This is a genomic window from Pseudomonas sp. zfem002 (assembly GCF_032621685.1).
GTDB lineage: Bacteria > Pseudomonadota > Gammaproteobacteria > Pseudomonadales > Pseudomonadaceae > Aquipseudomonas > Aquipseudomonas japonica.
This window is the reverse complement of the sequence record NZ_JAVYJH010000019.1, coordinates 113,026-125,084: the sequence shown is the minus strand read 5'-3', so window position 1 is coordinate 125,084 and position 12,059 is coordinate 113,026. Positions and strand designations below refer to the sequence as shown.

Below are 12,059 nucleotides of genomic sequence, written 5' to 3'. Positions count from 1 at the left end.
AAAGTTGCTGCGACAGGCGTCGCAACCCTTTCGACAGTGCACCCAAAAAGCCCAGCCCTGATTGGACAAGGGTTGAGTCCGCTGCTTGTATCTAGTTCCTGCACCCATGCACCCCGCGTATGACTCACTCAACTGAGAGGCCGGACCATGAGCGAAGGAATGCCCTACAAAGTCATGATGGTGTTCGGCACCCGCCCGGAAGCGATCAAGATGGCCCCGCTGGCCCGGGTACTGCGCGAATGGCCCGGGATCGAGCTGAACATCTGCTCCACCGGCCAGCACCGGGAAATGCTCCAGCAGGTCCTGCATGACTTCGGTCTCAAGGTCGACGAAGACCTGCAGGTGATGACCCAGAACCAGACCCTCAACGGCCTCTCGCAACAGTTGCTCGCGCATATCGACGCCGCCTACGAACGTTTCCAGCCGCGCATCGTGCTGGTTCATGGCGACACCACCACCAGCTTCATCGCCGCCCTCGCCGCCTTCAACCGACAGATTGCCATCGGCCATGTCGAAGCCGGCCTGCGCACCGGCAACCTGCGCCAGCCCTGGCCGGAGGAAGCCAACCGGCGCCTGACCGGGGTCATCGCCGACCTGCATTTCCCGCCGACCCGGGATTCGCGCGACAACCTGCTGCGCGAAGGCGTGCCCCTGGAGCACATGGAGGTCACCGGCAACACGGTGATCGATGCCCTGCTGTGGATGCGCGAGGACCTCAAGCGCAACCGCTGGCAGCCCGCCGCCGACTCGCCGCTGGCCGCCCTGCGCGACGACCAGCGGCTGATCCTGATCACCGGGCACCGGCGGGAAAACTTCGGCCCGGGCTTCGAGCGCATCTGCCTGGCCCTGGCCGAACTGGCCCTGCGCTACCCCGACGTGCAGTTCGTCTACCCGGTGCACCTCAACCCGCAGGTACAGAAGGCGGTGTACTCGGTGCTGTCGCACCAGCCCAACATCCACCTGATCGCACCGCAGAACTACCGGCATTTCGTCTGGCTGATGGACCGCGCCTACCTGATCCTCACCGACTCCGGCGGCGTCCAGGAGGAAGCCCCGGCCCTGGGCAAGCCGGTACTGGTGCTGCGCAAGGTCACCGAACGCCCGGCGGTGCTGGAGGGCGGCACGGTGCGGCTGGTCGGTACCCAGACCGAACGCATCGTCAGGGAGACCGGCCACCTGCTGGACGACCCGGCGACCTACGCACGCATGAGCAAGGTGTTCTTCCCGGTCGGTGACGGCCACGCCAGCCAGCGCATCGCCGAGCGCCTGCAGCGCTGGCTGGAAGAAACCGCCACCGGGCATGCGGCCTCATGAGTCTGTTCTGGGTCGATGTCCTCACCTACATCCTGTTCGGCCTCAAGTGGCTGGCGATCATCCTCGCCAGCCTGATGTTCCTCCTCGGCCTCGATGACCTGTTCATCGATATCGTCTACTGGGGACGCAAGCTGATCCGTCGCTTTCGCATCTACGACAAGCACGAACGGGCCGACGAGAAACGCCTGTTCGAGGTCAAGGAAAAGCCCCTGGCGATCATGGTCCCGGCCTGGAACGAGGTCGGCGTGGTCGGCGAGATGGCGCGCCTGGCGGCCTCGACCCTGGACTACGAGAACTACCAGATCTTCGTCGGCACCTACCCCAACGACCCGCAGACCCAGGCCGACGTCGACGCCGTGTGCCTGCACTACCCCAACGTGCACAAGGTGGTCTGCGCCCGCCCCGGCCCGACCAGCAAGGCCGACTGCCTGAACAATGTGATCGACGCGATCCTGCGTTTCGAACGTGACGCGCGCATCGAATTCGCCGGATTCATCCTGCATGACGCCGAAGACGTGATCTCGCCCATGGAGCTGCGCCTGTACAACTACCTGCTGCCGAACAAGGACATGATCCAGATCCCGGTCTACCCCTTCGCCCCCGAGTGGCAGGGCTTCACCGCCGGGCACTATGTCGACGAGTTCGCCGAGAACCACGGCAAGGACGTCATCGTCCGCGAAGCCCTGACCGGCCAGGTGCCCAGCGCCGGGGTCGGCACCTGCTTCAGTCGGCGCGCCATCGGCGCCCTGCTGGAAGACGGCGACGGCATCGCCTTCGACGTGCAGAGCCTGACCGAGGATTACGACATCGGTTTTCGCCTGAAGCAGAAAGGCATGAAGTGCATCTTCGCCCGCTACTCCATCAGCGACCCGCAACTGGCCCTGCCGCAGACCTGGGTGCCGGGCATGAGCCGGGCGTTCGCCCAGGTGATCTGCGTGCGCGAGCACTTCCCGCGCGACTGGCAGCACGCGATCCGGCAGAAGTCGCGGTGGATCGTCGGCATCGTCTTCCAGGGCACCCGCAACCTCGGCTGGAGCCGCACGGGCGCGCTCAACTATTTCCTCTGGCGGGATCGTCGCGGGCTGTTCGCCTACCTGCTGAGCTTCCTGGTCAACCTGCTGCTCCTGGTGCTGCTGAGCATGTGGCTGATCACCCTGGTGTTCCCCGAGGCCTGGCGCTTCCCGTCGATCCTCTCCGATAGCGTCCTGCTCAGTACCCTGCTCTGGCTCAACGGTTTTCTCCTGCTCAACCGGCTGTTCCAGCGCGGCTGGTTCGTCACCCGCTACTACGGGATCTTCCAGGGCCTGCTGTCGGCGCCGCGGATGATGTGGAGCAACTTCGTCAACTTCTTCGCCAACGTCCGCGCCCTGCGCCAGGTCCTGGAAATGGGCGACTCGCGGCGCGTGGCCTGGGACAAGACCACCCACGAATTCCCCGCCCTCACCGCCCCGGCCCGCACCCCGCTGGGTCATCGCCTGGTGGAGAGGCAGCGATCACCGCGCCGGAGCGTCGCCGCCTGGGGCGCGAGCTGCTGGTGCGTGGGCTGATCGACAGCGAGCAACTGGTGCAGGCGCTGTCCGAACAGCTGGATATCCCCTGGGCGCCCCTGAACCCGTTCCAGATCGATGCCCACCTGATCGCCCAGTTGCCGCGCCGGCTCGCCGTGCACTACGGCGTGCTGCCGGTGGCCGAGGACGGCGCGACCCTGGTGCTGGCCAGCGAAAGCCCGGTCAGCCAGGTGTCGCTGGGGGCCATCGCCCGTCAGCTCAAGCGCCCGGTCAGTTGCCGCCTGGCGCCGCAGGGACGGGTCACCCTGGGCCTGCGCTACAACTACCCGAGCCCCTGGCAGAAGGAGGAAACCCGGCAGATGCTCGCGGTCCTCGAACGCCACCAGCACGACGCCGGGCTGATCGAGCGGGTCAGCCATCACCAGGTCCTGCTCGGCACGCTGCTGCAGACCCGCGGCATGGTCCCCGCGACCCTGTTCAACCAGGTGATGATCGACTTCCATCCGGAGCAGACCAGCCTCGGCGACTACCTGATCGAACGCGGCATCATCAGCGAGAAAGTGCTGGAAGAAGCCCTGGCCGAACAGGCCGCCGAACAGCAGGCGGCGCACCGTATCATCCAGGAGGTGGCATGAGCACACGCCTGCCCCTGGCCGCCACCGGCCTGTTGCTGTGCCTGTCCGGCCTGCACGCCACCGCCGCGCCGATGAGCGATTTCGAGCGTTTTCGCAGCTATCCGTACATGGACCGCAGCTACCGCGAAGCGAAGAAAGACAACTGGGCCGAGGTAGAACGCCTGACCCGCTACCTGCTCGAACGGGTGCCCAACAACGACGAGGCCCGCAGCCTGCTGATCCAGGCCCTGGCCCATCAGGGGCGCTATCGCGACGCCGAGAAAATGGCCGAGGCGCAAGGCAAGGACAGCGCGGCCCTGCTCGAACTGCGCCTGACCCGGATCGAGCAGGACCCGCCCGACGCCGCGGTGGTCGAACGCTGGATGGACGAAAGCCAGATCAACCCGCGCATTCGCCTGCGCCAGGCCTACAGCCTGAGCCTGGGCACGCACTACGGACCGCAGCGGGCGCTGGACTGGCTGAACCAGTTGCGTCCTGGGCATGACGACAACATCCTGCGCCAGTCCCGGGCGACCTGGGCGGAACAGGTCGGCGACTGGGACGAGACGGTGCGGCAACTGGCGCCGCTGGCCAGCCGCGGACAGCTCGGCGACGACGACTGGCAACGCCTGGCCAACGCCTATGTGCAACGGCTCGACGAGGCGCCCCTGCAGGCCCTGCTCAAGCAGGCGCCCTCCGAGCAGGCCGCGCGCCAGACGCGCCTGGCCATGGTCGACCGCGCCGTCGCCATGGGCCATGAGCAACAGGCCCGACGCTGGCTGCAGAGCCTGCCGGAGGCCGATCGCGACCAGCCGCAGCACCGCGAGCAACTGCTGGAACTGGCCCGCCAGAGCGAGGACGGCGCGCTGGTCCGGGAGCTCAGCAACGACCTCGGCAAGTCCTGCCTGGAAACCGCCGAATGGCTCTCGCGCAACGCCCCGGAGCACGCCCTGGAGCAGTTGCGCCAGTGCCGCGCCGAGGACGATCCGCAGACCTGGCTGCTGCTCGCCCAGCGCCTGCATGCCGCCGACCTGCTGCAACAGCAGCGCCTGCCGCAGCCCTGGGACAGCCAGCGCCAGCAGCGGCTGCTCGAAGTCTGGCGCGAGGAAGGCCGCAACGACCAGGTCATGGCCTGGCTCGCCAGCCAGCCGCAGACCCCGGCGATCCTCCAGCAGCGTGCCGAGCTGCTGCAGCACAGCGGCCGCAACACTGATGCCAGCGCGGCCTGGGAGCGCCTGTACCGCCAGACCGGCAGCCTGACCGCGCTGGACCAGGCCAGCTACCTGATGCTCAAGGGCGGACGCGACGAGGCGGCTCGGGCCCTGCTGGAGCAAGCCTACGACCGCCATCAGGGACGTCTGTCCGCGCCCTTGCTGCAGCGCCTGGCCGGGCTCTACAGCCAGAACGACGCGGCGCTGGACGTCCGGCGCAGCAGCGGCCTGATTCCACGGGTCGATGCCGCCAGCCGTGCCCTGCTGCTCGCCCGTCTCGCCGAGGCGGGACACTGCGATGCCGTGCGCGCGGCGATCCCCGGCGAACCGCGCGAGGTCGGCCAGTTGCGCGCCCTCGGCCGTTGCGCCATGCCCGAGCGTCCGGGCGAAGCGGTGGTCTATTACCAGGCCGCCGAACGCCTGGGCGATCGCGGCAGCCGCCTGCCCCTGGCCTATGCCCTCGAAGCCGCCGGCGATTCCCGAGGCGCCACGCGGATCTTCGACAGCCTGTCCGCCAGCGAATGGACCGACAACGCCCGCCTCACCGCCGCCCGCAGCGCGCTGAGCGCCGGCAATGCCGAGCGTGCCGAGCAGCACTGGCAGGCCGCCGGCCATCCCGGTGCCGACGACTGGGCCCTCGGCGCCAGCATCGCCCAGCGTCGCGGCGATCTGCCCGCCGCGCTGGAGCGCCAGCGCCAGGCCCTGCAGCGCCAGCCGCGCGCCGAGCACTACTACGACGCCTCGATTCTCGCCCAGCGCAACGGCGACCTCGCGCAAAGCGACGCCTGGCTGGCCGAAGCCGTGCGCCTGGCCCCGGACCATCCGCGCTATCGCGCCGACTACGGCATGCGCCTGGCCGGGTCTCGGGACAAGGCCCAGCGCCGTCAGTCCATCCCACTGCTGCAGCGTGCGACCCGCGACTTCCCCGAGGACTATCGACTCGGCGAAACCCTGGCCTGGCGCTACGCCGAAGTGGAAGACAGCGCCGCCGCGCGCCAGGAACTGCGCCGGGTGCTCGATGTGGAACAGGACCTGGTGGATGGCGACGACGAATACGGCAGCCTCGAAGCGCGCAAGTACCGCCAGCGCCGCGCCCACGAAGCGCTGTCGCGGCGCGATACGGTGACCCTGGCCAGCACCTGGTCGCCGGCTGGCGTCTCGACCAACGACAACTTCCGCAACGACAGCGACGACCCCGGACGCCGCGCCCGCTCGCAGAACGTGCAACTGGCAATGTGGGACCACGCCCTCGGCGAGGAGCCCAGCCGCAACGGCAGCACCCTGTCGGTGTACGGCCGCGTGCTGTTCGGCGCCAGCGGGCGCAGCGACTACGCGCAGAGCATGGGCACCGGCGTCGGTCTGCGCTACAAGCCGCTGGGCCAGGCCAACCTCAACCTGTACGCCGAGCTGTATCACCAGCGCCAGATCGACGACGCGCACTACGATGGCCTGAGCCTCGGCCAACTGTTCAGCCCGGGCAGGGTCGGCGGCAACTGGCGCGACCTGCGCAGCCATGCCGAGAGCAGCAACGACCTGCTGCTGCGGGCCACGGCGTCGTTCTTCGACCAGGGCGACTACCGCGCCGACTGGCGGGTCGACGAGGATGACTGGGACGAGCGCTTCCTCTACCTGGACGCCGCCTGGTGGACCCGCGCCGGCGATCATCAATGGCTGTCGCGCTACCAGCAGGGGCACACCTGGAAACTGGATACCCGCTCGCCGCAGACCGTCATGCCCTACGGCTTCGTCGAATTCGGCAGCCAGGACCCGAGCAACGACTGGCGCCAGGACCTGCGCGCCGGGGTCGGTCTGCGCTGGCAGTGGTGGTTCGACGACGATCGCTACAACGCCTACCGCGGCTCGCTCAAGGTACGTACCGAGTACCAGCAGTCCCTGGGCGGCAATCTTTATGAGCGCGCCAATGGCGTGCTGCTGGGCGTGGAGCTGACCTTCTGATGCGCCGAATCCTGCTCGTGCTGCTGTTCGCCTGCCTGCCGGCCGTTGCCGACCAGCGCGTCATCTATCAACCGCTGAACCGCGACGCGGTGCTCAGCGCCGAACAATGGCGCCAGTTGTGGGCCGACACTGTGCGCAATGGCGGACGCACCCTGATCGTGCAGTGGACCCGCTACGGCGACGAGCGCTTCGGCGGTGCCGACGGCTGGCTGGCCAGCAGCCTGCGCCTGGCGCACGAGCAGGGGCTGGAGTTGGTGCTCGGGCTGCACCTGGACAGTGCCTACTACACCCGTATCGACGAGCTGGACAGCACGGGGCTGGCGGCCTACTGGAAGGTCCAGCTGGGCGAGTCCCTGGCCCAGCAGCGCGAGGTGCGTACCTGGAAGCTGCCGGTGGCGGGCTGGTATCTGCCGATGGAGCTGGATGACGTGCATTTCTGGCAGGAGGAACGTCGCGCGGCATTGTTCACCCAGTTGCAGGAATTCAATCGAAAGCTGGATGCACCGCTGCACCTGAGCGCGTTCAGCGCCGGCAGGCTGGCGCCGGGAATACAGTCGGAGTGGTTCACCCAATTGGCCGGACTGGGCCTGAAGCTGTGGTGGCAGGACGGTGAAGGGACCGGGCGCCTGCCGGCGGAGGTTCGTGAGCACTATGCGAATGTGCTGCCCTGTGAAGTGGGGATCATCCGCGAGGCGTTTCGCCAGGTGAGCAAAGACGGCGAGCCGTTCCGGGCGGTGCCGATGAAGCCGGGAACCGGGGCCGGGTGTCATGCCGAAGCGGTGTTCGCCCTGAACTACCGGCCGTGGGCGAAGGTGCTGCCGAGTGCGCCCAGATAGCAGCCCTACACTGACCGCGTCGATCCGCCAACTCTGGACACAGCATGTACAAAACCATCGAAGCCCAGGTCCGCCAACACATCCCTTCCCCCGCCGTGCGCGCCGAATTCCGCCAGCACGACTTCGAACGCCTGCGCGGGTTCTGCATCCTGATCTTCTGCCTGAGCATCGCCATCTGGCTGATCTTCGACCTGCTGGTGAGCTTTATCGGCAGCCAGGGCTTCACCTGGCGCTCGGTGGCGCTGCTGGCGCTGATGGGCATTCTCACCGTGGTCTTGCTGTTCGTGCGCAATGCCGGGCAGTTCAGCCTGCTCAACCTGCTGTTCGTCAGCCTCATGGCCTTCGCCGTACGCCTGGTGGTCGATGGCACCCCGGAGGACTTCCAGGCCGGCTGGCTGATCATGGCCGCCTCGAGCATTCTCTATTCCATCTCGGTACTGCCGGTGCGGCGCTGGTCGTTCTTCGCCTCGGCCCTGATCACCTGGCTGCTGCTCAATCCGTTCCAGGCCGAAGGCACCGAGCCCCTCGACCTGCGCGGCTTCATGATCATCAGCTATGCCGCCTTCATCACCGGCCTGACCCTGCACAGCTACATTGTGCTGCGCCAGGCCAAGCTGCAGAACTTCCACATGTCGCGCCTGCTGCTGGACCAGGCCTATATCGACGTGCTCACCGAAATCCCCAACCGCCGCTCCTTTGTTGCCCAGGCCGAACGTCACCTGAACGATACCCGCCAGGGTCAGGGTCACTACCTGGCGATGATCGACGTGGACAACTTCAAGAAGGTCAACGACCAGTTCGGCCATGACAGCGGCGACGTGGTGCTCAAGCGCATCGCCGCCAACATCAAGGCGAGCATGAGCGAGTTCGTCTATGCGCGGCTGGGCGGCGAGGAGTTCGTCATCTACCTCTGGGGCCTGGACCAGGCCGCCACCGAAGCGCGGGTCGCGGCGTTGTGCACGTTGGTACGGGAATCACCGGGCGAACACCCGGTCACGGTCAGCATCGGCCTGACCCGCATGGACCCGGGCGACAGCCTGAGCAACGCCCTGGCCCGCGCCGACGCCGCGCTGTACGACGCCAAGCATGCGGGGAAGGATCGTTATGTGTTGTGGCGTGAGTCGGTTTCGGTGGTTTAGGCGAGGTTTGGCGGGAAACCGTACCGAGGCACCAACAAGCCCTGACGCAATCTAGACCAGCCCACCAAAGCGCCTGTAGAACGCCTCACCCGCCTCCGGCAGCGGCCCGTCGGCGGTCTCCATCGCCGCTTCCAGCCACTGTTCGGCAGCACCATGGATCAGCCGATAGATATTGCGGCACAGCTGCCGCGCCGCGCGCCCTTCCCAATCCCCCGGCAGCAGCTCATCCGGCAACTGCGGATCGCGCAGCAACAGCTTGCGGTATTCGTGGATCAGCAGCACCCGGGCGAGGAAACAGGCCTTGGGATCGAGGTTGTCCTGCTCCTTGAGGCTCTGCCACAACGGGCGGAACAACTGGATGAACTCGCTGTAGTGCTCGGCCAGTTCGTCGATCTTCCAGCTCTCGCGCACCTGCATGCGCAGCGCCTTGGACGCCAGCACGTCCTGGGCGGTGGTTTCGAAGAGGATGGTTTCCTCCTGCACGCCAAGGTCCTGCAGGGTGGCGTTGACATCGGCGCGCTCGTAGCGCGGGCACCCCAGCACCCCCGGGGAAATGGCGCCGAAGCCCTGCCATTCCAGTTCCTCGCGGACTTCCTTGCGCTTGTCCTGGGGCACCTGTGTCAGCATCGCCAGGCACCAGGAGCCGTCCCAGGCCGGCGGGTTGGCCGCATAGACGCGCTTGAAGGCTTTCTCGAAGCGCCGCCGGCCGGTGCCGGTCAGGCTGTAGTAGCTGCGCCGGCCGACCTTCTCGGCGGTCAGCCAGTTTTCCTTGGTCAGGCGAAAGATCGAGGTACGGATCAGCCGCTCGTTGATGCCCATCGGCTCCAGCAACTGGATCAGGCTGCCCAGCCACACCGTGCCGCCACGGGGTTCGATGGCATCGCCATAGAGAGTGATGATCAGGGAGCTGGCGCGAATCGGGGTCTGTTGCTGGAAACGGTCGATCAGGTGGTCCAGCGGGGTGAGGGACGACATAGGCGTTCCGGTCGCAAAAGGAAGGAATATACCCGTGCGCCCGCGGCATGACCATGCTCCGGGCGCTGCGGCGGCTCAGGCGCCGCCCGGGACTTTCGGCCGCACCGCGTCGTCGCGATAGCGCCCGCGATCCGCCTCGATCTCGCTCAGCGGCGCGCATTCGCGCATGCTCTCCAGGCAGCGCCGGGTCAGTTGCTGGTAGGCACGGGTGCCGGTCTGCTTCCAGCTCACTTCGTCATCGCTCAGGCGCCGGGTGACCCTGGCCGGCGAGCCCAGCACCAGCGACTGCTCCTCGCAGTGGAAGCCGGCCTTGACCAGGGCCCCGGCCGACACGATGCAGCGTGGGGCGATGCGCGCGTTGTCCAGCACCACCGCGTTCATCCCGATCAGCGCGTCCTCGCCGACCCGGCAGCCATGCAGCACCGCGCCATGGCCGACATGCCCGTTGCGCTCGACCACCGTGTCGCTGGCCGGAAAACCGTGCATGACGCAGGTGTCCTGCAGGTTGGCGCCCTCCTCCAGGACGATCCGCCCGAAGTCGCCACGCAACGCCGCCAGCGGCCCGACATAGCAATGCGGGCCGACGATCACGTCACCGATCAGCACCGCCGAGGGATGCACGTAGGCAGTGGGATGAACCACCGGGGTCAGGCCGTCAATACGGTAGCAAGTCATGGCATTTTTCCTCGAAAATGATACGCAACAGGCAGATTCTTGAAACAGATGAAATCCTTGTAAAGCCAAGGAATAACGTGGATTCATCAATATTTCAATCGATCATTAGACACATTTTTCTTTTTCATTGTTGTTTTTATGTATCGCATCATGCCTATACTTTGGCGAAACGGCCATCGAGCCCGTCCAACAAAAAACGCAGGCCTGGAGCCCGCACGCCTTGCGAGGAAGTCGTCATGCCGCAGACCCTTGTGCTGCAGGAACATCAGGCCGTACGCCTGATCACCCTGCATCGTCCACACGCACTGAACGCCCTCACCAGCGAACTCCTCGGCGAACTGGCCGCCGAGCTGCAGCGCTGCGCCGCCGACCCGCAGGTCCGCGCCGTGGTCATCACCGGCAGCCGCAAGGCCTTCGCCGCCGGCGCCGACCTCAACGAAATGGCCGAGCGCGACCTGGTCGGCATGCTCGACGACCCGCGCCAGGCCCACTGGCAGCAGATCACCCAGTTTCCGAAACCGCTGATCGCCGCGGTCAATGGCTACGCCCTGGGCGGTGGCTGCGAACTGGCGATGCACGCCGACATCCTCATCGCCGGCGAAGATGCCCGCTTCGGCCAGCCGGAAATCAACCTGGGGATCATGCCCGGCGCCGGCGGCACCCAGCGCCTGTTGCGGGCGGTGGGCAAGTCGCTGGCGATGCAGATGGTCCTTTCCGGCGAGGCCATCGATGCCCGCCGCGCGCTGGAGGCCGGCCTGGTGAGCGAGATCACGCCGGCGGAGCTGACCGTCGAACGCGCCCTGCAGATCGCCCAGTGCATCGCCGCCAAGGCGCCGCTGGCGGTGCGCCTGGCCAAGGAAGCGCTGCTCAAGGCCCAGGATGTCGACCTGGCCAGCGGCCTGCGCTTCGAGCGCCATGCCTTCACCCTGCTGGCCGGCACCGCCGACCGCAACGAAGGCATCCGTGCCTTCCAGGACAAACGCCAAGCCGAATTCCAGGGCCGTTGAGCCCGCCTACCCGCCCGCCGAGAGCAGCCTCATGAGCTTCCAGCACATCCTGTTTTCCATCGAAGCCGGGGTCGCCACCCTGAGCTTCAACCGTCCCGAACAACTGAACAGCTTCAACACCCTGATGCACCAGGAGGTGCGCGAGGCGCTGAAAGCGGTACAGAACAGCGCCGAGGTGCGCGTCCTCCTGCTCACCGGCGAAGGCCGCGGCTTCTGTGCAGGCCAGGATCTCAGCGACCGCAATGTCGCCCCGGGGGCGGAAATGCCCGACCTGGGCCTGTCCATCGAGCGCTTCTACAACCCGCTGGTGCGCACCCTGCGCGAGCTGCCGATACCGGTGATCTGCGCGGTGAACGGTGTGGCCGCCGGGGCCGGGGCGAACATTCCGCTGGCCTGCGACCTGGTCCTGGCCGCCCGCTCCGCCAGCTTCATCCAGGCCTTCTGCCGGATCGGCCTGATCCCCGACTCCGCTGGCACCTGGGCGCTGCCGCGCCTGGTGGGCATGGCCCGGGCCAAGGCGCTGACCCTGCTCGGCGAGCGCCTGAGCGCCGAGCAGGCCCTGGAATGGGGGCTGATCTACCGCGTGGTGGACGACGCCGAACTGCGCGACCAGGCCATCGCCCTCGCCCGCCAGCTGGCCACGCAGCCCACCTACGGCCTGGGCCTGATCAAGCGCAGCCTGCACGCCAGCCTGGACAACAGCTTCGAGCAGCAACTCACCCTTGAGCGCGACCTGCAACGCCTGGCCGGGCGCAGCGAGGACTACCGCGAGGGCGTCGCCGCCTTCATGGAAAAACGCACGCCGGCGTTCAAGGGGTACTGAG

At 67.1% G+C, this 12,059-nt stretch carries 8 protein-coding genes and 1 pseudogene; 7 read left to right on the top strand and 2 right to left on the bottom strand.

Going from position 1 to position 12,059, the window contains the following annotated elements; translation table 11 throughout:
* Positions 1 to 159 precede the first annotated feature (159 nt).
* The 5 genes and pseudogenes from wecB (at position 160) to RTI28_RS20375 (ending at position 8,578) form a co-directional block, all read left to right on the top strand.
* Positions 160 to 1,314 carry a non-hydrolyzing UDP-N-acetylglucosamine 2-epimerase gene (gene wecB / locus RTI28_RS20395; protein ID WP_316922093.1) on the top strand — a complete coding sequence of 385 codons (1,155 nt, stop codon included), beginning with the start codon at positions 160 to 162 and terminating at the stop codon, positions 1,312 to 1,314.
* Positions 1,311 to 3,457: pseudogene (gene nrfB, locus RTI28_RS20390) on the top strand (cyclic di-3',5'-guanylate-activated glycosyltransferase NrfB). The gene wecB and the pseudogene nrfB overlap by 4 nt, the downstream one beginning before the upstream one ends.
* Positions 3,454 to 6,603, top strand: coding sequence for an NfrA family protein (locus RTI28_RS20385; RefSeq protein ID WP_316922092.1), 3,150 nt, complete (start codon positions 3,454 to 3,456; stop codon positions 6,601 to 6,603). The pseudogene nrfB and the gene RTI28_RS20385 overlap by 4 nt, the downstream one beginning before the upstream one ends.
* Complete coding sequence (locus RTI28_RS20380; protein WP_316922091.1) at positions 6,603 to 7,439, top strand: DUF4434 domain-containing protein; 837 nt, start codon at positions 6,603 to 6,605, stop codon at positions 7,437 to 7,439. Before RTI28_RS20385 ends, RTI28_RS20380 begins: the two co-directional genes overlap by 1 nt.
* Before the next feature lie 44 nt (positions 7,440 to 7,483).
* On the top strand, positions 7,484 to 8,578 hold the full coding sequence (locus RTI28_RS20375) for a GGDEF domain-containing protein (protein ID WP_316922090.1): 1,095 nt from the start codon (positions 7,484 to 7,486) through the stop codon (positions 8,576 to 8,578).
* Between the two features lie 51 nt (positions 8,579 to 8,629).
* On the opposite strand, the gene paaX is transcribed toward RTI28_RS20375, so the two are convergent.
* Both paaX and paaY read right to left on the bottom strand, forming a co-directional pair.
* Positions 8,630 to 9,553: a phenylacetic acid degradation operon negative regulatory protein PaaX gene (paaX, locus tag RTI28_RS20370; protein WP_316922089.1), complete on the bottom strand. Its 924-nt coding sequence runs from the start codon at positions 9,551 to 9,553 to the stop codon at positions 8,630 to 8,632.
* A gap of 75 nt (positions 9,554 to 9,628) precedes the next feature.
* Entirely contained in the window at positions 9,629 to 10,228 is a 600-nt protein-coding gene (paaY, locus tag RTI28_RS20365; protein ID WP_316922088.1) for a phenylacetic acid degradation protein PaaY, read from the bottom strand.
* Between the two features lie 236 nt (positions 10,229 to 10,464).
* Between paaY and paaF the strand changes: the two genes are divergently transcribed.
* Both paaF and paaG read left to right on the top strand, forming a co-directional pair.
* A complete protein-coding gene (gene paaF, locus RTI28_RS20360) occupies positions 10,465 to 11,235 on the top strand; it encodes a 2,3-dehydroadipyl-CoA hydratase PaaF (protein ID WP_316922087.1) in 771 nt (256 codons plus the stop codon).
* Between the two features lie 31 nt (positions 11,236 to 11,266).
* Positions 11,267 to 12,058, top strand: a complete 792-nt coding sequence (paaG, locus tag RTI28_RS20355; RefSeq protein WP_316922086.1) for a 2-(1,2-epoxy-1,2-dihydrophenyl)acetyl-CoA isomerase PaaG — start codon at positions 11,267 to 11,269, stop codon at positions 12,056 to 12,058.
* Position 12,059: the final 1 nt, after the last annotated feature.